The 23,162-nt window shown below is 61.8% G+C and carries 22 protein-coding genes; 6 read left to right on the plus strand and 16 right to left on the minus strand.

Going from position 1 to position 23,162, the window contains the following annotated elements; genetic code table 11:
- Positions 1-11: 11 nt before the first annotated feature.
- The 16 genes from QSJ95_RS16575 to QSJ95_RS16650 form a co-directional block, all read right to left on the minus strand.
- Complete coding sequence (locus tag QSJ95_RS16575; RefSeq protein WP_285643836.1) at positions 12-1,244, minus strand: NAD(P)/FAD-dependent oxidoreductase; 1,233 nt, start codon at positions 1,242-1,244, stop codon at positions 12-14.
- 97 nt (positions 1,245-1,341) lie between these two features.
- Entirely contained in the window at positions 1,342-2,553 is a 1,212-nt protein-coding gene (locus QSJ95_RS16580; RefSeq protein WP_285643838.1) for a CoA transferase, read from the minus strand.
- Positions 2,553-4,223: an acyl-CoA dehydrogenase family protein gene (locus tag QSJ95_RS16585; RefSeq protein WP_285643840.1), complete on the minus strand. Its 1,671-nt coding sequence runs from the start codon at positions 4,221-4,223 to the stop codon at positions 2,553-2,555. Before QSJ95_RS16585 ends, QSJ95_RS16580 begins: the two co-directional genes overlap by 1 nt.
- Before the next feature lie 17 nt (positions 4,224-4,240).
- Positions 4,241-5,143 (minus strand): HpcH/HpaI aldolase/citrate lyase family protein, encoded by a 903-nt coding sequence (locus tag QSJ95_RS16590; protein WP_285643842.1) that lies wholly within the window; start codon positions 5,141-5,143, stop codon positions 4,241-4,243.
- Positions 5,140-5,991 (minus strand): HTD2 family dehydratase, encoded by an 852-nt coding sequence (locus QSJ95_RS16595; protein ID WP_285643844.1) that lies wholly within the window; start codon positions 5,989-5,991, stop codon positions 5,140-5,142. The genes QSJ95_RS16590 and QSJ95_RS16595 overlap by 4 nt, the downstream gene beginning before the upstream one ends.
- Positions 5,988-7,502, minus strand: a complete 1,515-nt coding sequence (locus QSJ95_RS16600; RefSeq protein ID WP_285643846.1) for a 3-hydroxyacyl-CoA dehydrogenase — start codon at positions 7,500-7,502, stop codon at positions 5,988-5,990. Before QSJ95_RS16600 ends, QSJ95_RS16595 begins: the two co-directional genes overlap by 4 nt.
- 2 nt (positions 7,503-7,504) lie before the next feature.
- Positions 7,505-8,275, minus strand: a complete 771-nt coding sequence (locus QSJ95_RS16605) for an enoyl-CoA hydratase-related protein (protein WP_275629447.1) — start codon at positions 8,273-8,275, stop codon at positions 7,505-7,507.
- Complete coding sequence (locus QSJ95_RS16610) at positions 8,268-9,053, minus strand: enoyl-CoA hydratase/isomerase family protein (RefSeq protein ID WP_285643848.1); 786 nt, start codon at positions 9,051-9,053, stop codon at positions 8,268-8,270. The genes QSJ95_RS16605 and QSJ95_RS16610 overlap by 8 nt, the downstream gene beginning before the upstream one ends.
- Positions 9,053-10,255 (minus strand): acetyl-CoA acetyltransferase, encoded by a 1,203-nt coding sequence (locus QSJ95_RS16615; protein WP_275629445.1) that lies wholly within the window; start codon positions 10,253-10,255, stop codon positions 9,053-9,055. The genes QSJ95_RS16610 and QSJ95_RS16615 overlap by 1 nt, the downstream gene beginning before the upstream one ends.
- A gap of 3 nt (positions 10,256-10,258) precedes the next feature.
- On the minus strand, positions 10,259-11,734 hold the full coding sequence (locus tag QSJ95_RS16620) for a hydroxymethylglutaryl-CoA synthase family protein (RefSeq protein WP_285643850.1): 1,476 nt from the start codon (positions 11,732-11,734) through the stop codon (positions 10,259-10,261).
- Between the two features lie 15 nt (positions 11,735-11,749).
- Positions 11,750-12,652 (minus strand): alpha/beta hydrolase, encoded by a 903-nt coding sequence (locus QSJ95_RS16625; protein WP_285643852.1) that lies wholly within the window; start codon positions 12,650-12,652, stop codon positions 11,750-11,752.
- Positions 12,652-13,380, minus strand: coding sequence for an SDR family NAD(P)-dependent oxidoreductase (locus tag QSJ95_RS16630; protein WP_285643855.1), 729 nt, complete (start codon positions 13,378-13,380; stop codon positions 12,652-12,654). Before QSJ95_RS16630 ends, QSJ95_RS16625 begins: the two co-directional genes overlap by 1 nt.
- A gap of 1 nt (position 13,381) precedes the next feature.
- Positions 13,382-14,194: an enoyl-CoA hydratase/isomerase family protein gene (locus QSJ95_RS16635; RefSeq protein ID WP_285643857.1), complete on the minus strand. Its 813-nt coding sequence runs from the start codon at positions 14,192-14,194 to the stop codon at positions 13,382-13,384.
- Positions 14,195-14,204: 10 nt separating this feature from the next.
- On the minus strand, positions 14,205-14,693 hold the full coding sequence (locus QSJ95_RS16640) for an aromatic-ring-hydroxylating dioxygenase subunit beta (protein WP_285643859.1): 489 nt from the start codon (positions 14,691-14,693) through the stop codon (positions 14,205-14,207).
- The gene (locus QSJ95_RS16645) at positions 14,690-15,949 is read right to left on the minus strand and encodes an aromatic ring-hydroxylating oxygenase subunit alpha (RefSeq protein WP_285643861.1); all 1,260 of its coding nucleotides are present in this window, start codon (positions 15,947-15,949) and stop codon (positions 14,690-14,692) included. The genes QSJ95_RS16640 and QSJ95_RS16645 overlap by 4 nt, the downstream gene beginning before the upstream one ends.
- Positions 15,950-16,066: 117 nt before the next feature.
- The gene (locus QSJ95_RS16650; protein WP_275629438.1) at positions 16,067-16,768 is read right to left on the minus strand and encodes a TetR/AcrR family transcriptional regulator; all 702 of its coding nucleotides are present in this window, start codon (positions 16,766-16,768) and stop codon (positions 16,067-16,069) included.
- Between the two features lie 104 nt (positions 16,769-16,872).
- On the opposite strand from QSJ95_RS16650, the gene QSJ95_RS16655 reads away from it, so the two are divergent.
- The 6 genes from QSJ95_RS16655 to QSJ95_RS16680 all read left to right on the plus strand — a co-directional run bounded on the left by QSJ95_RS16655 (position 16,873) and on the right by QSJ95_RS16680 (position 23,124).
- On the plus strand, positions 16,873-17,505 hold the full coding sequence (locus QSJ95_RS16655) for a TetR/AcrR family transcriptional regulator (RefSeq protein ID WP_275629437.1): 633 nt from the start codon (positions 16,873-16,875) through the stop codon (positions 17,503-17,505).
- 41 nt (positions 17,506-17,546) lie between these two features.
- A complete protein-coding gene (locus QSJ95_RS16660; protein ID WP_285643863.1) occupies positions 17,547-18,443 on the plus strand; it encodes a fatty acid desaturase in 897 nt (298 codons plus the stop codon).
- A 4-nt stretch (positions 18,444-18,447) separates the two neighbouring features.
- Positions 18,448-18,609, plus strand: a complete 162-nt coding sequence (locus tag QSJ95_RS16665) for a rubredoxin (RefSeq protein WP_285643865.1) — start codon at positions 18,448-18,450, stop codon at positions 18,607-18,609.
- A 150-nt stretch (positions 18,610-18,759) separates the two neighbouring features.
- Positions 18,760-20,457 carry a methyl-accepting chemotaxis protein gene (locus QSJ95_RS16670; RefSeq protein WP_285643867.1) on the plus strand — a complete coding sequence of 566 codons (1,698 nt, stop codon included), beginning with the start codon at positions 18,760-18,762 and terminating at the stop codon, positions 20,455-20,457.
- Positions 20,458-20,664: 207 nt separating this feature from the next.
- Positions 20,665-22,248, plus strand: a complete 1,584-nt coding sequence (locus QSJ95_RS16675) for a phytoene desaturase family protein (RefSeq protein WP_275629433.1) — start codon at positions 20,665-20,667, stop codon at positions 22,246-22,248.
- Between the two features lie 111 nt (positions 22,249-22,359).
- Entirely contained in the window at positions 22,360-23,124 is a 765-nt protein-coding gene (locus tag QSJ95_RS16680) for a hypothetical protein (RefSeq protein ID WP_275629432.1), read from the plus strand.
- Positions 23,125-23,162: the final 38 nt, after the last annotated feature.

The following is a 23,162-nucleotide window of genomic DNA, read 5'->3' on the forward strand; positions in this document are numbered from 1 at the left end:
ACTTCCTGGTATCAGACGGAGGAAAGTAGCGACTTGAGCGGGACGCTCTCATCGGCCAGTTGATGAGGCTCCACTTTGATCCGCTCTGCCACCAGGCGCTTGGCGACCATGAAGTCCTGAGGGCGGTTGATCGCATCGACCGACAACACCACGCCATCGCGCAGGTAGAAGGCACTGAAGCTTTCGTTAGCCGGATCGCCACGCAGTACCAACTGATCGTAGCCCTCCGACATCCCCACCATCTGCAGCTTGAGATTGAACTGGTCGGACCAGAACCAGGGTACCGCGGTGTGTGGAACAAACCGGCCACAGAGTGTCGCTGCCGCCGTTTTCGCCTGTTCCTGGGCACTCGGAACCGACTCGATACGCACGAACTTGCAGAGGAAACCATTGAGGTGTTTGGCGCAGTCGCCGATGGCGAGAATGTCGGGATCGACTGACGTCTGCGCATGAGAGTCGACAACTATGCCGTTATCCACTTCCAGACCGGCTTCCAGAGCCAGTTCGACATTCGGCAGAATACCAACGCCTACGATGATCAGATCGACAGGCAATTGATCGCCATCGCTGAGCCGAACCGACTCCACGCGCTCGGTACCAGAGAACGTTTCAACGCTCACGCCGGTCCGGACATCCACACCACGCGCGCGATGGGCTCGTTCAAAGAAGGCCGATATCTCTGGCGCAGCGACACGTGCCAGCAGCCTCGGAGCGGCCTCCAGCACAGTCACCTGCAACCCATGCTTGACCCCAACGGCAGCAGCCTCCAGACCGATGTAGCCACCACCGATCACCAACAGACGCCGGGCAAAAGCAAGGTCGTGCCTGAGTCGATCGATGTCGGCCAGCGTGCGAATGTAATGGACATTGGGTTTGTCCGCCGCAGGATCGGCCAGTCGCCGAGGACGGCCCCCGGTAGCCAGTACCAATTTGGAATATTCCAAATAGCGGCCATCATCGAGCAGGACACGGTGCCCAGGACGGTCGATAGCGCGAACGGCAACCCCGGTCAGGCACTCGACCTGGAGTGCATCGTAGGCTGCGGCACTACGAATCAACAGTGAATCTCGATCGACTTCGCCAGACAGATAAGCCTTCGACAGCGGCGGCCGCCGATAAGGTAGTTGCGGCTCATCGCCGACAAGGATGATGCGTCCGCTATATTGCTGTTGGCGCAGAGCCGCCACCAGTTCGGCGCCGGCATGGCCGGCGCCGACCACGAGGGTCGTTTCCTGTGAGGACATGGTCGCTACCTGTAATGACTGTGTTTCAGCGTTACAGCCATACTCACGGCCCGCGGCGGGCGTCGCATCGTCGATTGCGACGAACTTGCCCGCTGCATCAGGCGCAGCGCAGCAGCCCCTTGTCGTGCAACCTGCCGAACTCCACCGAACTCAACCCGAGCACGTCCAGCAGCACCGCCTCGGTATCCGCCCCCAACGCCGGCGCCGGTTTCGCCGGCAAGCGGGTCTCATCAAAGCGAAGCGGAATGGCCGGGCTCAGCACCTGGCCTACCCCGATCTGTTCCACAAAGCTGAACATAGGGTTGGCCAGCGAACAGGACGGGTCCTCTCGAAGCAGCTGCTCCACACTCTGATAGCGGCTCCAGCATACGCCGTGGCGCTCGAACACCTCACGCACCTGCTCCAGCCTACGTTCCGCCATCCAGGGCCTGAGCAGTGCGGCAATTTCTTCTCGCGCGCGGAAACGCTCTCCCTCCAGATCCAGGCTCACGCCCAGGCGCGTCTCCAAGCCACGTATGCCATCGCCGATGTCGGTTGCCGCACACAGGCTGCGCCACTGCTTGAGGGTGAGGCCAACGACCATCACTCGCTCGCCATCCGCACATATGAAGTCCCGTCCAAAAGCGCCGAATAGGTCATTGCCATAGCGCCCTCGGGAATGGCCACCCTGTACCTCGGCAAGAAAACCCAGATGCCCCATCACAGCCAGGGCGACATCCTCCAGCGCCAATTTGACGTGCTGCCCCACCCCCTCCCGGTGGCGCCGTCGCTCGGCAGACAACAGGCCGACGGCAGCCATCTGCCCCGTGATCAGATCCCAAGCCGGCAGCACATGGTTGACTGGTGCCTGGTAATCCTGAGGCCCGGTCAACCAGGGTAGTCCGAGGCGAGGATTAACGGTGTAGTCAACGGCAGAACCACCGTTGCGATCCCCCTGGATGGTCAATTGGATAAGGTCCGAGCGGCGGATACGCAAGCGCTCGAAATCCAGCCAGCCGCGTGCAGGAAAATTGGTCAGCAGGATACCGGCATCCTTGCCTGGCGCGGTGATCAGCTCCTCGGCCAATTCACGGCCCTCTGGTCGATCGATATCGATCACCACCGAACGCTTGCCTTTGTTCAGGCCAGCCCAGAACAGGCTGGCGCCGCTGTCGGTGACGGGCCAACGGCGATAATCGAGTCCGCCATTCAGGCCATCGATACGGATCACTTCCGCCCCCAGCTGTGCTAGGGTCATACCTCCCAGAGGGGCGGCCACGAAGGCTGAAACCTCCACCGCCCGCAGTCCCGCGAGAATTGCCCCGTCCATCAGACTGCCTCGGCGCTGAGCGCCGCCTCCAGCAGGTTGCGTCCGATGACTTTGAGCGCCAGCGTCTCCTCGGCTCCCTCGAAGATCGACAGAACCCGCGCATCGACGAAATAGCGGCTGACAGCCACCTCCTCCGCGTAACCCATGCCACCATGCAACTGCAGCGCATCACGGGTGACCAGCTCGGCACTACGACAGGCGAACAGCTTGGCCAGGCTCGCCTCCATCTCCACTCCCCCCTGCCCCAGAAGACGGCCGACCGAATAAGCCAGATGACGGCTTGCCACATAGCGCGCAGCCATCTGCACCAACCGGGCGGCACTGAGCGGATAGCTGGCCAACGGCGCACCGAATACCTTGCGCTCGCTGGTATAACGTATCGCGGCGAGCAACGCAGCGCGCATCACACCGCTAGCACGGCCGGCAGTCTGCATACGGCCGCCGGTCATACCTGCCATGGTGTAGTAAAAGCCCTTGCCGAGCCCCCCCTCCTCGCCGATGACATTGGCGTCAGGGACAAAAAAATCCTCGAAGGCAAGATCGAAGGAATGCATGCCGCGATAGCCAATGGTGGGAATAGCCCGCCCGCTCACACGGCCGCCATCGGGCTGGCGATAATCGAAGTCATGGCCGTCATAAGAAGGTTTTTCCGCTAGCAACAGGCTGAGCCCCCGATGACCGAGCCTGCGGTCCGGGTCAGTGCGCGTCACCACCATCAGCACCCCAGCCTTGCCGGCGAACGTACACCACGTCTTCGCCCCATTCAGTAGCCAACCGCCCTCGCAACGGCTACCGCGCAAGGTTAGACCGGCGACGTCCGAACCATAGTCCGGCTCGGTAATGGCTATGGCGCATAACGGTTCGCCCAAGGCCAGACGCGGAAGCCAGTACTGCTTCTGTGCCTCGCTACCACCGGCAAGCAACGCCCGCGACAGGATCTCCGGCCGGGTAATGAGACTGCCTGCCGCAGCCAGAGAAGCCTCGGACAGCGCCTCGGTGACCACTATCATACTCAGCGCCTCATCCTGGCCGAGCAGTGCACTGCCGCCATATTGCTCGGGGATCGACAAGCCGAATACGCCCATTTCACGCATGGCATCGAGCAGGCTGTCGGGCACCGTCAGGTCTTCCCTGTGGATACGCTCTGCCAACGGCACCACCGTCTCGGCAGCAAATCGACAAAACTGGTCCTGAATCAGCACCAGGTCCTCGCTCAGGCGCATGCGGCCAATCTCCTCCGGACGCTCGGCCAACCGCTCGGTGGCTCGGCGCAATACCGACTCATCGAGCAGTTGCCGGCGCAAGGAACGCAAACGCCCATCCCCAGCCAGACTGGCGAGTGCCTGGTCATCCAGGTCCAGGTTGGCCAGTACGCCTTCGAGACGGCCGCGTACCAAGCCAATCGCCTCCAGGGCGAACACCGCCACCAGATAATGGTCCACCTCGCTGCAGGCATCATCCAAGGCTTGAAGCGAGCGTTCTGCAGCGAGCAGTTCTGCACGGGCCCAAGCCAGCTCGTACGTGGCCACCTGATGCCGATCGAGCAACCCAGCGTCCAGCATGCCGTCGCTGGCGCAATGCTGCGCCAGGGCGGTACAGGCTCTCTCTTGAATAGCGTGCAGTTGCGAAACGAGCCCCAGCAGGTCAGCTCTGCGGTCAATCGGTAACATAGGTCGAACTCCAAACATCAATGATGATCGAGGGCCGCCAAACGGCGTAGACTGGCACGGTGGCGCTCTAGAAGCTCAAGGGCGCGAGCGACAACCGGAGGGTCGACCATCCGTCCACGGTAAGCGAAGGCCCCGCGTCCCTCGGCCCTGGCGTTCGCCAGTTCGACAAGCAAGCCTTCGGCGTACTCCACGTCTTCGGAGGCAGGGGAAAACAGCTCGTTCAGCACAGCCACCTGCGCCGGATGAATGCAGAAGGCACCAACCATACCCAGTTGACGAGCGAGCAGGACGCTATGGCGCAGCCGCGGCAGATCGGTGAACAGTGCAATCGAGTCGGGATAGCCAAACGGAAGGATGCCTGCTCGACGACAAGCGAAAGCCACCTGCTGGGAAGGACCGAACAGCGTCTCGGGCAGCGCTTCCATGCTGGCGGAAACACAGAAATCCTCCGGCCCCAAGCTCATACCCAACAAACGTGGCGAGGCGCTAGCGATCTCATCCAGGCGTGGTAACGCCGCCACGTCCTCAATCTGCGCTAGCAGCCCAATCCCTCCCTTGGCCAAGCCACGCTCCAACTCCAGACGCTCGAGAACTGCAGCAACCACCCGCACGTCCTCGGCCGACCCCACCTTGGGCAGGACGACGGCACACAAACTCGGAGAACTAATCACCTCCAGATCGTCCAGGCCTCCGCCCTGTAGGCTATTGATACGCGCCAACACGTCCAGGCCACGCGCTTGCAGCTTGGCTGCAGCCGCAGGCAGCGCCTGACGGGCCATAGACTTCTGCGCCAAGGGTACGCTGTCTTCCAGGTCCAGGATGCAGGCGTCGGCACCACGCTCATGGGCTCGATCGATGAATTTTTCTACATGTGCGGGAACGAACAACAGTGACCGCCAGAAACAGCTGACGCCACTCATGCCATCACCCCCAAGGTGGCAGTCATCGTCAGATAACCATCCTGATTCTCTGCCCACAGCTCCAGGGTATCGCCCTCGCGCCGCCCACACAGCTGCAAGCGGTCACCAACGAAGCTTGGCCGCAAGGCACGGAATTCGAGGCCAGTCAGCCTCTGTTCCGGCAACTGCCGCGAAGCCTGCTCGCGGAGCAAGGTGGCCAGTAACGGCCCATGCACCACAAGTGCGGGATAATGCTCGTAGCCAGTGGCGTAGGCGTGGTCGTAATGGATGCGGTGCGCGTTGTAGGTCAAGGCGCTGTAGCGGAATAGCAACACTGGATCGGGCACGAAGGGCACACGAAAGTCCGCGTCCACCGGAGCAACCTGGCCACCGGGCAACACGCCGGGCCCAGTCGGCATCTCCCGGTAGACCAGGTGCTGGCGCTCGAACAGACAAGGCCGGCCATCTTGCTGGATATTGTGTTCCAGGCTCACAAAAACCAAAGTGCCACTGGATCCACGCTTGAGCTCTACCGAGGTCACCACGGAGCGCTGCTCGGCGTCCCTCCCCAGGAGTAGTGGCCGCCTACTGGCGAACTCACCGGCAGCCCACATGCGACGGGGCAGCGGTACCGGCGGTAGAAAGCCACCAGTGCGAGGATGGCCATCCGGCCCCAGGTCACGTTGCAATGGGGTGTCATGGAAATAGAGCCATTGCCAGGCTGGGGGCAGTTCATCGCCAACCTCCGGCAAGCTTTCTCGATCAAGCGCGGCAGCCAGGGCTCGGGCCGGGAACAATGCCAACTGATCCTGGACGCTCTGTTCGCGACCGACCCAACCGCGCAGGTATTCGATATCGATAGCGCTCATAGCCGGCTCGCCTCCGCAGTGGCCAACGGCAAGCCAAGTGCAGCACGACGTGCCAACCAGGGACTCGGGCGATAGCGCGGATCGCCGCTCAAGGCGTGTATGCGTGTGAGGATCTCCAGTACTCGCCGGGAACCAATAGCGTCGCCCAATCCCAAAGGACCGAGTGGGTAACCCAGGCCCAGGCGCACAGCGTCTTCGAGATCGGCAACCGTCGCGATACCACGCTGAGCGATCTCGGCGGCGATATTGACAATGGTCGCCAGTATTCGCTGGAGGACAAAACCACAACTGTCGTTGATCACCGTGACCGGAGTACCGTCACTGGCCAATATCGCGTGAGCGGCATCGCGCAGTTCAGGTCGAGTAATGCTGGACAGCATCAAGGTTCGGGGGTTCTCCAGTCCGGCCAGTGGGTCCACGGCTACCGCGCGGGCAGCATCCAATCCATGCTCCGAGCAATAGCGGCTGACGTCCCAGCCCCAGAATTGCAGCAGCAGCAGTTCGGCATCGAATGAAAACTCAACTACCTGGCCCCCAGCCTGCCGCACCAGATCGATCAGCTTGTGGTACTCATCGGCGGCCGGGTCGACCCAGACTTGTATCTGGGTACTCGCCTGGGGCACCTTGCCCCATACCGGTTCTAATCTTTCGTTGCCGTCATAGGCATACCAACCTGCCCCTGACTTTCTCCCCAGCAGGCCAGCGGCAATTCGCGGAGCGACCAGACTGGAAGGGCGAAAGCGCGGCTCTTGATGAAATTGTCCGTAGATCGACTCCATTACCTTGCCGGATACATCCAGACCAGTGAGATCGAGCAGTTCGAATGGCCCCATGCGAAAGCCCGCTGCTTCGCGAACCAACCAATCGATATCTGCCGCCTCGGCAACACGCTCCTCGAGCAACCGCAAACCTTCGGTGTAAAGACCACGGCCAGCGTGGTTTACCAGGAAGCCCGGCTGGTCCGCCGCCACCACAGGACGATGGCCAGTGGCACGCACCAGCGCCTCCAGACCAACGATCACGGACACGGCAGTGCGAACGGCGGCGATGACCTCGACGACTTTCATCAGCGGCACCGGGTTGAAGAAATGCAGACCCGCCACCCGCTCCGGGCGACGACAGACTGCAGCGATCTCAGCGATCATCAGCGATGAGGTATTGCTGGCCAGGATCGTGTCATCTCCGACGATCGCCTCCAGGGCCAGGAACAGTTCGCGCTTGACCGTCAGATCCTCGACCACCGCCTCGATGACCAGTTCGCAGCCAGCCAGGTCCTGCAGACGCTCGCAAACGCCCACCCGGGCAACCATGGCCGCCCCTTCCTCCTCGCTATAGCGTCCCTTGGCCACCGCTCGAGCAATCATCCCTGCGACGAATTCCACCGCCTGACCTGCAGCACCGGCAGCGGCGTCATAGCAAAGCACCTCATGTCCAGCCTGGGCGAACAACTGAACTATGCCTCGTCCCATGGTGCCGGCACCGATCACGCCAATCCTCTGAATGCCGCCCATCTTCATTTCCCCTCATATCGTGGCGTGCGCTTGTCGAGAAAAGCGCGCATGCCTTCGTGCTTGTCGTGGGTATCGAACAACAGTAGGAATTCGCGGTTCTCCAGGGCCAGCGCTACCTCCAGCGAGTGATCGGCACCTAGCGCCAGGCTGCGTTTGATGGCGCGTAGGGCCTTCGCTGGCATGCCAGCAATGACCTGAGCCAGCGCCAGCGCTCTGGGCAATGCAGGACCGTCCTCGACCAACTCGCTGACCAGGCCAAGCTGGGCCGCACGCTCGGCAGCGAGTGTCTCGCCCGTCATCAACATCAGACTGGCCACGGGCTTCCCGACGGCTCGCAGCAGCCGCTGAGTGCCGCCGGCGCCAGGCATGATGCCAACACGGACCTCAGGCTGGCCGAAACGCGCACTACGATCAGCAACGATCAAGTCACACATCATGGCCAACTCGCAGCCAGCCCCCAGTGCGACGCCACTTACCGCGGCGATGACTGGCTTCGGGCAGCGCACCAGCGTCGCCCAGTACTGGCCCAAGTCCAGATCGGCGACGTCCTGCGCCCCCTTGTCGACCAACAGGTTGAGGTCAGCCCCGGCAGCGAAGACCTTGTCTCCACCGCTGATGACGATCACTGCCACACGGTCATCGCTCGCCAGTTCCAATAGTGCTCCGGCGATCGCAGCCCGCGTGATGAGGTCCAAGGCATTACGCTTGTCTTCACGCGCCAGTTGCAGAATCGCCACCGCTCCCTCGCGCCACAGCCGTATCGGTTCACTCATGGGAACCGTCCTCTCGCTGGCGGAAACGCGGCTCACGTTTTTCGTTGAACGCGGCGAACCCCTCCCGGAAATCGTCACCAAGCAGCAACCGCACCTGGTCGTCCTCTTCGCGCTGCAACTCCTCGGCGAAGCTCGGCGCTGGCTCAGCCAGGCGAGACTTCATCTGCCGGAAGGCCTCATGTGGTAGCTCAGCCAAGCGAGCGGCAATACGCAGCGCCGCTACCATCGCGTCGTCCACGGCCAGTTCGTCGGCCAGCCCCAGACGTACCGCTTCTTCCCCACCGACTGTTTCGCCGCCTAACAGCAAGCGACGAGCACGCGCCGGCCCGAGACGTGCCGGTAAGGTGCGCAGCAGCCCCCAATCCGGCGCCAGGCCGAGACGGAGGAACGGAAACAGAAATTTGCTCTGCGGCTCGCAAACGATTAGGTCGGCGAACATGGCCATGCCGGCGCCAGCACCGGCACAGTAGCCCTGCACGGCGGCCACCAATGGCATCGGCAGGTTCTGCAAGCGCTGGCACAGGGCATGGATGTGACGCATCCGATCACGAGCGCCAATCTCATCGAGCCCATCCATGCTGGCAATATCGCCGCCGGCAGAGAAGGTGCCACCGACTCCGCCGATGACCACAGCACGGCAGTCACGGTCGGCAACAGCAGCATCCAGTGCCTCGATCAGTGCCTGGCGAACGGAAAAATCAATTGCATTGCGCTTTTCCGGACGGTCGATCAATAGGCGCCAGAGGCCCTCGACGGGATGATCCAGCCGCACACTCATCAGCGTTGCTCCCGACCGACGATAGAAATCGAGCAGACATTCTGCGATGGCTGCCCACCGAGGTTGTGTATCAGCCCGGTGTGAGGGTCAGGTAGCTGCCGCTCGCCGGCGCGGCCCTGCAATTGCAGGTAGATCTCGTAAAGCATGCGGATACCACTGGCCCCCACGGGGTGGCCAAAGCACTTGAGGCCACCATCTATCTGGCAAGGCACTCGCCCCTCAGCATCGAAGCGACCGTCGAGGACATCACGTACAGCCATGCCTGGCTCGGACAGGTACAGATCCTCCATCGTGACCAACTCGGTAATGGAGAAGCAGTCATGCACCTCGGTCAGGCTGATCTGCTCACGCGGACGTTCGATACCTGCCTCGGCGTATGCCTTGCGGGCAGCGATGCGAGCGGTGTGCACATAACTGCCATCCCAACCGTTGCCACTCATCTCCCAGCCATTCGACACCGAGACCTGCAGGGCCTTGAAGGTCACCAGGTCGCGCTTGCCCAGTGCTCGGGCGATATCCGGACGAGTCACAATGACCGCCGCCGCGCCATCGGAAACACCGCAACAGTCGAACAGGCCCAGCGGCTCGGCGATGATCGGCGCCTTCAGGCACTGCTCCTCGGTGATCGGCTTGCGCAGGTGCGCCTTGGGATTCTTGGCGCCGTTGGCATGGCTCTTCACCGAGACGTGGGCGATGGCGCGCTTCAGCAGTTGCGCATCGATGCCATGACGGGCGCTGTACGCCGTGGCCAGTTGGGCAAAGTTGGCAGGAGCCACCGCTGCCGGATACCACTGCGGGATGAAGGTACCGACGGTGGCGACTGGCAGGCCGCCGTAGCCGGTATCCTTGAGCTTCTCCACTCCCAGCGCCAGAGCGATATCACAGGCGCCGGCGGCAACTGCATGGACCGCTGCGCGAATAGCCTCTGAACCACCGGCGCAAAAATTCTCCACCCGAGTGACGCCAATATTGGGCAGGCGCAGGGCGATGCTCATCGGCGTACCCCCGCGCCCAGTACCGACGTCCTCCATGTGGGTGGAGAACCAGGCCGCGTCCAACTGCTCCGGACCGATGCCAGCATCGGCCATCGCCTCGTTGTAGGCCTCGACCATGAGGTCTTCGGGGCTGGCATCCCAGCGCTCGCCGAAGCGGCAGCAGCCCATGCCGAGGATCGCCACCTTGTCTTTGATACCTGCGGGCATGATTTACTCCACTGCTGTGTCAGAAGGATTGGACACCGGTGTCGCCTTCCAGAAATAACGCTTGAAGCCGCGCAACTCGTCGATGTCTTTGATGCGGAAAACCATTTCCACCGGCATGCCGGTGGCCACCTCGCCGCGCGCCACGTCGGTGAACTCCATGAGGATTCGGCCGCCGCCGTCAAAATCGATCTGTCCGTAGTGGTGAGGAGGAGCCAAGTACGGAGACAGCGACTCGGCAGACCAGCTCAGTACCCGGCCCAGACGGTCGGCGAGCGGATAAGGCTCCTGGGTGTCCAACTGCGGAGCATCCGGGGTATAGGAAAAACGCGACGGCGGGAAATGCACATCACCGCTCACCCGGCAACGACCTGCCACCAGCCCCAGGATCGCCCGGCGATGCCGGTAGGCAGTACTCAGCGCAGTCTTCTTGTCCTGCTCACCGCGCACGCCACGCTCCAATTGCAGTTGGCCTTTGTAGGCCAGATAGCGGGTGTAGTTGGTCTCCTCCCTGCCTCGCGCCAACCAGCCGCCAACACCGCGGCGAGGACGGAAGCGATGGATAGCCTCGGTCACGCGCAGCACGAAGGCACGTGCACCGCTGCCGAATTGCGCCAGTAGCACCAGTTGGCCTGGCTCGGCTTGTTCCAGCACCTTCGCCAGCAATAGCAACCCATGGCCAACGCCGGTGTGGCCGACTTGCTCGGTGAGGCCATCCACCAGGCTCTCTGCGCGCAACCCACAGACTTGAGCGAGTTGTGCGTCCATCCGGCTCAGCGAGGTGGGGAAAATGAAATGGTCGATCGCCCCGGCTTCCACGCCACTGTCTCGGAGCACCCGCTGGATAACCTCAGGCATGATCCGCCCGATGCCTTCATCACGTACCCAACGCTCTTCACCGTAGTAGTCGATCTCTCGACCGGACAGGCGGAAATGGTCGATGAAATCGACGCTCGAGGCGGCCTGGCCGAGTACCTCGGCTATCACCCCCTCGCGACCGAGCAGCAACGCAGCCGCGCCATCGCCATAATCAAGCTCCTGAACACTGGCGGCGCGGGTACGTCGGTTGTCAGCTGCGCAAAGCAGAACCTCTTGGGAGGAACTGGCAGCCAGCGCCAAGGCCTGGGAGAGACCGGCCAGCGCCGCACATTGCGACCCCGTGACGTCAGAAGCGGAGGTGCGCTCGTCGAGGTTCAGTGCTTCGGTCAGCACCACGGCATTCAAGCGCTCGGCGAATGGCAGGCTACAGGAGGCCAGCAGCACCTCGCCAATACGCTCTGCCGTACCTTGGCTGCCCAGTGCATCGCGCGCGGCAGCAACCGCCATGGTGATGCTGTCCTCGTCCCAGTTGGCCATGGAGCGCTGTCCCCGCCCCTTGGGCTTGAGCTCAGGTGCGAACCAGGCATTGGCCGCCACGACCGCCTGGCGACTCAGGCGTAGGCGCGGAATGTAGGCGCCGAATCCGGTGATACCGATGCTCACGTTGTACTCCTCATGTCAAACCCAGTGCCTTTGCAGAAAGGCACCAATGTGTTCGATGGCTAGGCGTGCTTCCGGCAGATCCTCGGCGAACTGCTGGAACACATGGATCATTTCCGGCCACACCTCCAGCACCGCCTCACCACCGGCCTGGCGGACCTTGACGGCGAACAGCGCACTGTCGTCGAAGCCGACCTCGCGCTCGCCGACCTGAAGCAACAGCGGTGGTAGACCAGCCAAATCGCCATGCAGCGGCGAAGCCAGCGGCTCGCGGCTATCTACGTCCTCGCCCAGGTACTGGCGGGCCAGGTCGAGCAGCATTGACTGCTGATGGATGGGATCTAGCTCCGCCCGGTTGCGGTAGCTGTCGGTACTGACGGTCAGGTCAGTCCAGGCAGAAAGCAGCACAGCACTGGCTGGTAGCGGACGCCCTTTGTCGCGCAGCGCCAGGAGGCTGGCAGCCGCCAAGCCGCCGCCTGCGGAATCCCCGGCCATCGCCATCTGCCGCGGATCATGGCCCTGGGCAAGCAACCAGTCGTATACCGCCAGGACATCCACTAACGGTTCCGGAAAGCGATATTCGGGTAACAACCGGTAATCCACTCCAAGCACTCGACAGTCCCCGGCCCGCGATAGCCGCACCATCAAGTCATGGTGCGAAATCAATGACCCCATCTTGAAACCGCCACCATGCAGGTAGATCAGCGTGCGGCTCTCATCGGCGGAGGGGGAGCGAACCCAGCGGACCGGCACGCCGTTGGCGCTACGGTCCTGGGTTTCGCACTCGAGGCGGTCGGACCAGAACAATTGGTCCCAGTCGTGGCGCATCGTCTCGATCGGTGTGTGTCGCCGCCAGCGGCCATAGGTCGCCTGGACGCGAGCGATGACCTTCGACAGTGCCGAATGCTGAGCAGTACTCATCAGCAGCCCATCCCGCCGGATACGCCGAGCGTTTCACCCGTAATGAACGAGGCCTCAGGTGAAGCCAGGAAGGCCACCGCCGACGCCACCTCTTCGGGTGTTCCCAGTCGCCCCATCAGCGTCGAGGCCTTCATTGCCTCGAGCATGCGCGAGCCTCCGGCCTCAAGTGCCTTGCGCAGCAAGGGGGTATCCACCGGACCGGGCGCCACTACGTTGGCAGTGATGCCATAGCGACCGTTCTCCCGGGCGATCGATTTGGTGAAAGCTATGACCCCACCCTTGGCCGCGGCGTACACCGAGCCGCCACGTGAGCCTTGACGTCCAGCCTCGGAACCGACGTTGATAATGCGACCATAGCCCGCTGCCTGCATGCTCGGCAGGGCGGCATGGATGGTTGCGAATACAGCCTCCAGATTGACCGCCAACAGGTGGCGCCACTCTTCGGGAGTACTGTTGGTAAAGAATCCGTGCTGGTCGATTCCTGCGTTGTTGACCAGTATCTCGAAAGGTCCGCACGCCTCGACTACCTGTCTAGCACGGCCGAGATCGGTGACATCCAGGCGCACTGCGCTGCCAGCGATCTCATCCGCCAGCCGCTCAGCGCTGAGCATGTCCTGGGCAGCGATCACCACCTTGGCGCCATCGGCGGCAAGCCGCCGTGCTATGGCCGCACCTATACCCTTGGAACCTCCAGTGACGAACGCCCTCTGTCCTACCAACGAACGCATATCAGCGCCCCTCGAAGCGCGCACGACGCTTCTCGACCACGGCCATGAGGCCTTCGCGCACATCCGCAGTGCGGCACAGCGCAGCCACCGTACGACTTTCCTCAGGCATCGCGGCATCGACCCCGAGCGCGATCCCGGCCCACAGCAGGCGCTTGGTCGCGGCCAGGGCCCGAGGTGCCCCCTGGGCCATGCGCTGCGCATACTCAAGCGCATCGCTCTGCAATCCGGAGTCGGCGACGACTCGATTGACCAAGCCACAGGCCAGTGCATCGGTCGCCGTCATCACCGGGTTCATGAACAGCATGTCCGCCGCCTTGCGCGGCCCGACCAAGCGCGGAAGGGTCACTGACAGGCCCGCATCCGGCGCCATCGCCACGCGCGTGGCCCCTGCCAGGAAACTGGCCGATTCGGCTGCAAACACCACATCGGCGGCGCATACCAGCCCCATGCCACCGCCGCCAGCGGCGTAACCCTGCACTGCTGCGACCACCGGCGCGTCCAGGTGGATCAATGCGGAGATGACATGCTGCAGTAGCAGCGTCGCCTGGCGGATGTACTCGGGCAGACTCTCGCCTTTGGTCAGGAAGGTCCATACATCGCCACCCGCGCAGAAGTTAGCCCCAGCGCCAGTCAGCAACAGCACTCGCAGTCGCGGTTCGCCATGGCAGCGCACCAATGCTTCGTGCAGAGCCTGCAGGGTTGGAATATCCAGACCATTGGAGGCCTCGGGGCGGTTCAGCTGCAGCAGCCCTACGCCATCACGCAGTTCGAGCAGAACGGCGCCCTCACCGATCAGTACGTCCACTTGGCTCATGGCTCGCCCCTCAGATCAGGAAAGACAGGGTGAACAACGCCTTGTCGTTGTTCACCAGAACTACTTTCTTGCGCGCCATTCGCAAGCCGCCCTCCTCCCGCCGCAGCAGGTATTCGTTGCGGGTGCACCAAACGGTGTCAGCGCGCAGGTTGGACTCGAACACCATGGCGTTGGCGGTGACGCGCAACTCATCACCCTCCACTGCGATCAGCTCCACATTCGACAGTACTCGCCCCAGACGAGAGGGCGGCGCCTGGGTGTGTCTTTTGCCGGTATGGAACTGACGGATGCGCAAGGCGATACGCGAGCGGTTGTCATAGATGATCGACATCTGGGTTTCCGGGTCGATATCGTCACCGTTGGCCGGTACCCAGTAGATGCCATCGTCGGTCCACAATGCCTCCCACTGATCGTACTCATGGGTGTCCTGCAGGCGGGCCTCACGGTAGAGAAACTGACTGACTTCGTTCAGCAGTTCGCTCTTCGCCTCGTTGCTCATACAGCCTCCATCAGCTTGCGGTAGTGGCGCCAAATACCGCGAGTGGTTACTTCATCGGTGGCGTCGCCGATCAGGTAGCCATCAGCATCGCGGCGCTCGCGCATCAGGCCACGGCCGAGGTAGTTCCATTCCGGATTGCGAATCTGCACCCCACGCTGGGTGCGCTCGTACATTTCCGAGTCGTCGGCGAGCAGGAAGCCGGCCGGTCCCACCGAGCCCATGGTCTGCTGACGCAGCCGCCGGTTCAGGTCGGGCGCGCCCTTGAACTGCAGAGCGGTGACGTGCTGCACGGTCTCATCGACCGACAGCGGCTGGATGACGAATATCTGGATTTCGGCGATGAACAGGTTAGGGAAGATCATGATGTGCGGCGTGCCGTCGATCATGATCTTATTGGAGAGCTCCTCGCCGTAGGCCTCGCGCATCTTCGCCACGTAATCCGGCAGCCGCTCGGCGCTGGTACCGAACCAGCTCATGGGCTCGTCTCGCTTGCGGAACTCGGGGCGCAGGTCGATCTCGGTGTGACCGTCTCCCAGATCGCGGGCAACAGCGGTCGAATCGGAGCTATAGAGGTCGCCTATGCCGCTAGAGGCCACATCGAAGATCGAGGCATGCACAAACTGCGGGTGGTAGCCGTCGGTCTCGTTCTCCACCAGGAATTTCCAATTGGACTTGACCTTGTGCTGGAGGAAGCCGGCGGTGATCTCTACTTCACCTTCAGGAGAAGTCAGAACCAAAGCGTCGAGCGCCGACCGGGCTCCGCCCAGATGCTCTTCAAGGCTCGGACCCTCTTCGGCAAAGCTGCCAAATACAAAGCCCTGATAGATACCGATCCGCGAGACCTTACCCAGCCCGAGCGCCTCACGATCGGCGCCATCATAGCCAGAGGCGAACGGATAGCCGCGCAGGGCGCCGGAATTGGAGAAGGTCCAACCATGGTATGGACAGGTAAAGGACTTGCGGTTGCCCGCATGCTCCAGACAGACTTGGTTACCCCGATGCGGACAGCGATTGAGCAGCAGATGGATTTGCCCTTCGGCATCGCGGGTCATGATCACCGGCTGCGGTCCGATCGACTTCATCACGAAATCGTTCGGTTTCGGAACCTCGCTGACATGACCGACATAGACCCAGGTGCGATACCAGATCTTCTCCAGTTCTTCCTGGAAGATCTCCTCACTGGTGTACACCGAGCCATGCACCCGATCACGCTGAATCAGATCGCCCCAGTCGCGGACAGGGTTAGCTGTCGTCATCACGCACCTCTGCAGAGTAAAGATTCGATGATCAGCACTCTAGCGATGCGCGATTAGCCCCCGGATCGTCGTTTCGGACGAATTGTCCCAATGCGCACCATAGAGGTATCGCGGTGGCTAGCCACAAGCCCCGACCTGACGCAAGACAGCCTCCGCGCAATCGCGATACACAGCACGCACTGCCCAGACAGAACATGCATCCCGTGCCACACAGAGCCCCTGCAGCAGCGACAGAATGCATTTCCTAGCCAAGACAACCTCCCCCACCACAAAAGCGCCGCAGACCACGCCACGCTGTAGAATCTCATCGAGCTCCGCCTCATAGCGCGCCCGCAACTCGCCCACAACCTGCTTGCCTTGAAGGTCCAGGCTGCGGAAGTCCAATAGCAAGACCCGTCCCTCGGCGCCGCGCACCAAATGAAAGCGCACGTAGACAGCGACAAAGGCCAGCAACGCCCGCTTCGGATCGGAGCAACGACGACGTCGGACCCAGGCGGACATCAGATCCGCCTGAAAATCGCAGCAGAGCGCCTGCAGCAACTCTTCTTTACTCGTGAAGTGCGCATAGACAGAGCCCGGCTGGATACCAACCGCCTCAGCCAGTTGGCGCAGAGAAACCCCGGCGTACCCCCGCTCAGCCATCAGTCGAGCCGCCTCGTGCTTGATTGCTTCAACCCTGGCCATCACCCGCCCCCGGAAATTTCGCGACCAAGGGTCTGGCAGCATCGCGCTGCCCTGCTCGTCGGTTCCGACGATTTTTGGTCTTGCGAGCAAGCCCCAACCAACCGGAAATGCCTTGAAACTCAGGGAAATAGCCATCGGAGCGGTCCTGCAGCTATTGCACCCATTAAAATTTCCACTGTTAACAAAACAATCGATCGTTGCTAAGGTGGCAGTGCCAACCCAGCAAAACGGTGAAATCCATGGCCCGCCCTCTCTACTCTCCCGAGGAGACAGAAAGCATCCGTCAGACCCTGGTCCAGGGTGCGCTGGCCCTCTATCTGGAAGAGGGCATGGACAGCGTTACCCTCCGCCAGATCGCCAAGCGCGTAGGCCTCAGCCATACCGTCGGCTACCGCTACTTTTCCAACAAGGAAGCGTTGGTCGCGGAGATGCGGCGCGCCTGCATTCTGGAGTTCAAGGCTGCCATTCCACCGGCGGACGGGCATAACCCTGATCCGCTCCGGCACCTGCGCGCAACCTTGCTGAGCCTGCTCGAGTTCGGTCGAACCCAGCCAGCCAAGTACCGCCTGATCTTTTCCGATAGCCAGCCCGACCTGGCCGATTACCCCTCGCTGTTGACGCAGCGATGGGAAGTCTTCGCCACCTGCGTCGAGCTAGTACAAGACGCCATCGATCAGCGGCGCCTGTACGGCGATGCCCTGCTGTTCTCCCACGGTCTGTGGAGCCTGTTGCACGGAATGCTGTCTCTGCACGCCGCCAACCAGCTGGTGCATGGCCTGTCGCTGAGAGAAATGGCGGAACCCCTGATCGATACCTTCTTGCGGGCAGGCTGCATCCCGCAGGAACCCCACAAGCTGGCCCCTATAGGCTAGGCAGCGCACGCGCGGGGCAACGCCCCATGAGGAGAAGAACCATGCCCAACAATAACAATCCATTGGCTCGATTCAGTGTTCCCTCGGAAAAACAGGCAGCCATTGCGGCGCTAACCCGGGTCCCAGCCATTTCCCCGACTGTATTGCTCCTGTTGATAGCCTCCACCGGCGGCGTAATCGCCACTGACATACTGGCTGTTCTAGGTCACCTAGGCCTGGGCTGGGCCTGTCTGATCAACACCTTCCTGATGTATTGGCAGTTCACCGTTGTCCACGACTCAGTGCACCGCTCTGCCGCGAAAAACCAGACACTCAACGACTTGATTGGCCGCATCGGCGTAGCTACCTTCGCGCCGCATATCAACCTCGGCATATTCCGCTGGGCACACATCCAGCATCACCGCTTCACCAATGGCCCGGAGGATCCGGATTGCTGGATGCACGGCGCCACCTGGAGCCTACCGCTGCGCTGGGCATTCCTCGACTACGGCTACCTGCGTTTCATTCTGCGCACCCGTGACAAGACCGGCATGCGCCACCTGCGCGACGCGCTGCGCAACGCTGCCGTCTCCGCTGTGATCATCGCCGCCCTGATCTACTTCGGCTATGGCCTGGAAGTCCTGCTGCTGTGGTTCATCCCGTCGCGCCTCACCTTCATGTCAGTCGGCTTCATGTTCTTCTGGCTGCCACACGTAAAGGACGACGTCCCCTCCGAGCAGGACATCACCTTGGCAACCTCGGTACGCCTTGGTCATGAATGGCTGCTGACCCCCCTCTGCCAGTACCACAACTACCATCTGATCCACCACCTCTTCCCGACCATGCCGTCCTACCAACACCTCAAGGCCTGGCGGATCCTGGAGCCGGAGCTCATGAAGCGCAATCTACAGATCCAGTACGGCTTCGCCATCCACCCCGTCGTCCATCAGGGAGCCTGACATCATGAAGCGCTGGCAATGCAGTTTCTGCTCGCACATCTATGACGAACGCCTTGGCGATCCCGACCATGACATTCCCCCGGGCACCCGTCTGGAGGACCTTCCCGATGACTGGACCTGCCCCGATTGCGGAGCCAGCAAGGCTGACTACTTCGAGATTGCCTAACCCACTCCACCGCCCCCTCCCAAAGGGGGCGGTGCTCATTAAATTCGTCGATTGAGACGAGTCCCACCGCAACGTTCCTCCTTAGCCTTGCGCCGAGACGCGGTTTCACCACGCCGCTGTAGGCAGCCCATTAAGGCCAAGGGACGTCATATGCACTCTCTTTCCGTGCGAACCAAGCTGTACTTTATGATGTTTTGCTTCATTGCCAGTCTCGCCTGTGTGGGGGCATCCGGCTGGATCGGCATCCGCAATGCCGGTAGCAACATGGAAGACATCAGCATCGCGCTGCGCTCGGTCGACGCACTGGCGTCCCTGCACAACGCCCGCTTGACCTCGATAGCAGCCATGCAGGAGGGCGCCAGTTGGCGCCCGGAAGCCTTCGACTCGCTGTCCGACAAAGGTGAAGCACTCTCCGAAGCCCACACCATGTTCAGCGACATACTCGAACGCCACCGTGCCGCCCTCGCTCAGGCTGAACGAGCCTTCCGCACCTATGACGGGCAACCCAAGAGTGCAGCCGAGCAGGCTCTGTGGAAAAAGTTCAGCGCCCTGTGGAGCGAATTCCAAGACGCCAATGGGACGCAGACCCAGATCTGCGAGCAGTTGATGCAGGCCAAGACCTGGGATGAAGTCCACACCCACTCGCTGGAGCTAGTGACCAACACCTTGCCTTGGGCCGCGTCGATTCATGCCACCGGCGAGCCGTTGGAAAAACTGGTCGCGCTTAGCGTAGACGCCGCCAACCGTGCACAGAGCAATGGCGAGTCCGCTATCGCCACCTCGCGAGTGATGATTGCCAGCGTCTTTGGCTGCGCTGTAGTGGCCCTAACCAGCCTCGCCATCCTCATCGTACGCAGCGTCGTCCTTCCCCTGCAGCAATTGCGCGCGACCATGGAGCAAGTACGTACCAGTAACGACTTTTCGGTTCGCGCCCAGAGCCTGGGTAGCAACGAGGTAGGCCAGGCCAGCAATGCCTTTAACGCACTGTTGGAGCGCGTGCAAAGCGCTCTGCTCGAAGTGAAGGGAGGAGCCGGGAAGATCGACCAGGCTGCCAGCCAGACCAGCGCAATGGCCCGGCAGATGGCCGACAGCGCACTACAACAGAACGATGCGGCAACGGATATCGCCAGCGCCATCGAGCAGATGAGTAATGCTATCGGCCAGATTACCGCTAGCACCCAGGATGCACACTCCCGCTCTCAGAGCGCCGCGGAGGCCGCCACCTCAGGCGCACAGGCAATCAGCAGGAGCACCGAGGAGACCGACCAGGTGATGCGCCAAGTTGGCGAAGCCAGCGAAACGATCAGCGCCCTCGGTAACGAATCGGAACGAATATCCGGCATCGTGGCAGTCATCAAGGCAGTCTCCGAGCAAACCAACCTGCTCGCACTCAACGCTGCGATAGAGGCCGCGAGAGCCGGAGAGCAGGGTCGAGGCTTCGCAGTAGTGGCTGACGAAGTCCGCCATCTGGCTGAAAGAACCAGAACCTCGGCCGAAGAAATCCGCGACATGGTTGCCGGCATGCAAACCTCCGCACGGCAGGCTGTGGCGGAAATGACCGGCGTGGTCAACCGCTCTCGCGAGAGTCGCAGCCTTGCGGAAAACGCCGCAGCCAGCATGCAGGACATCCTGGACAGTGCTAGCCGAGCCTTGAGTGCCATTAGCGAGGTATCGGAAGCCCTGATCGAGCAGGACCGCACTGCCCGGCTGATAGCCCGCCGGGTCGATGCAGTGGCGCAGATGAGCCAGGAAAACTGCATTGCCGGGGAACATGCTGCTGAGGTCTCGCGCGGGTTGGATGGAGCCTCCAGCGATCTCCGCCTGGCCATCGGCCAGTTCCGCGTATGAACCACACAATGTGCTCTCGAAAGCGCCGTCCAGACGATTGACAGCCGCAAATCCGAGATCATAGACTCGCCACTATAACGAACGTTACATAAACAGTTCGAAGCAGGCCGGGTCGGCATCTCAGAGCCAAGCCGAAAACACGGCCGGAGCGACAGCAAGGCGCTCCCAAGCCATGAACCAGAACAAATCCAAAAACGAGGACAGTTCATGCAACAAATCGATGTAATCGTGGCGGGGGCCGGCCATAACGGCCTGGTATCGGCCTGCTACCTGGCCAAGGCCGGGCTGAAGGTGCTTGTCCTGGAAGCCCACCAGACACCCGGTGGCATGACCTGTACCAACCCCATGGCCCCCGAGGCACCGGAACACCTCATCAACGAGGCCTCGATCCATGCCTCGATGTTCCGCATGTCGCCAATCAACGACGAATTGGAGCTCGAGAAGAAGTTCGGCCTGCGCCAGCGTCTGATCGACCCATGCCACTACCAGCTGTGCTCCCACGGAGAGGCTTCCTTCGGCATGTGGCGTGACGCACGCCGCACAGCATCGGAAATCTCGCACTTCTCCAAGAAAGACGCTCAGGCCTGGCTGCAGATGTCCGAAACTGCCGACGCAGCCCTGCGCATCGGCCTGCCGCTGGCTATGGAAAACCCGACCAAGCCAGGCTTCAACGCTGTTTTCAAGGTCATGAGCAAGGCAGTCGGTAACTTCAAACACCTGGGCCCCATCGTCAAACTGATGACCGGCACCCATGCCGGCACCCTCGAAGAACTGTTCGAGACCGATATCGTACGAGCCGGTCTGCTCACGGGCCTGCCGTTCATGGATTTCCGCGCTGATCTGAGCTCGTTCGCCATGGTCTACCTGAGCGTGCTGCAGAAGTACGGCGTAACCATGTTCGAGGGTGGCACCGGTGGCTTCCCCGCAGCACTGATCCGCTGCCTGGAGGCCCATGGCGGCGGCGTGCGCTGTAACGCCAAGGTCAAGCAGATGCTGGTAGAGAACGAGCGAGTGGTCGGCGTGGTACTGGAAAATGGCGAAGAGATTCGCGCCAAGCGCGGCGTAGTCACCGCCTTCAGTCCCAAAGCCGTGCTCAACCACATGCTGCCAGAGGGCCTGCTCGACCATGCCACCCAGGTCAAGGCCAAGTTCATTCCCACCGCCAACCGCGGTATCGCCGACTACAAGCTCAACATCGCTCTCAAGGGCAAGATCATGCCGACCCGCAGCACCGCGTGGCGCCAGAGCAGGGGCTGGGGAGGCAACATGCGCCTGGGCACCCTGCAGTGGTCGACCTATGAACAGGGTCGCAAAGCCTATACCGACTGTATCCGCGGCCTGGTTCCGGAAGTCATCGGCGGCCTGTCACAGATCACCACCGAATTCGATCCGGCCATGGCGCCCCCCGGCCATGACACCTTCTGGTTCTGGTCCGGCCTGATCCCCTTCGATCCCCATATCGGCTGGGACAAGGCGCGCGAACAGATCACCAACATGGTCATCAAGGATTCGGCGCGGATCTACGACGGCATCGAGGAACTGGAGATCGCTCGCCGCCCGTTGTGCCCGCCAGACATCGAGAAGCGCTTCCATGCCATCGACGGCAGCGTCTACCACTGCGATCCCTTCATCACCCGCTTCGGCGCAGGTCGCCCGGCCAAGGGGCTGGCCGGCTACAAGATCCCGGTCAAGGGACTTTATCTCAGCGGTTCGGGTACCCACCCGAGCGCAGGGATCTGCGGCCTACCCGGCCGTAACGCTGCCCTCACTGTGTTGAAGGACTGCCGCTAGACGTGCACCCCCGACATCCATAACCAACAACAAGACAGGTAAATCACAATGTCACTCGACAACTGGATGCAAATCGTCCAAGGGGTAATCCTCCCCGTTCCAGCCGACTATATGTCCAACCAACTGATCGGCATGATCTTCACCATCTGGGCCGGCGGCTTCGGCATCGCTGTGCTGCCATGGGCGTTGTACCGCTACTTCAAGCACAAGGACGACATCCCCGGCCTGATGTGCGTCGGCGGTTTCATCTGCTCGGTGCTAGAGCCGATGCTCGACCACCTCGGTCACCTGTGGTGGCCGACCAACCTGCCCGGTCCGGCATTCATCGGCTTCGACCTGCACATCCCGTATCTGATCCCGCCCTGCTATGTGTTCTTCATCGCCATGACCGGCTACTGGGCCTACCTGCGCATGAAATCCGGTCTCGACATGAAGGGTGTATTCGTGGTCTGGCTAATCATCTCCATGTCCGATGTGATCATGGAAATCCCGGGCACATCCACTGGCGCCTACACCTATTACGGCGACGCCTCGTTCAAGATCTTCGGCTTCCCGCTGGCCTGGGGCTGGATGAACGGCACCTCGATGCTGCTGGTCGGCTTCCTGCTGTGGCTGGTCAATCCCTACCTTTCCGGCCTCAAGCGCCTGTACGTCATCCTGGTTCCGGTCACTGCCATGGGTGCCGCCTATGGGATGGTTTCCTGGCCGTACTTCATGTCGCTGAACTGGGACATGCCGTGGATCGCTACGCGCCTGCTGACGCTGGCTTCGCTGCTGATCTCCATAGTGGTGGTCGGCTTCGTAGCAGCCCTGGTCGCCCGTACCCGCTCCAGCACTGACCCGCTGCCCAACCTACGCGCGGCCTACAACTCGTAATGCTCCGCCCGCACCCTGACCTGATAAGCCCGATGGGT

This window comes from Pseudomonas sp. NBRC 100443, assembly GCF_030268185.1.
Classification (GTDB): domain Bacteria; phylum Pseudomonadota; class Gammaproteobacteria; order Pseudomonadales; family Pseudomonadaceae; genus Pseudomonas; species Pseudomonas citronellolis.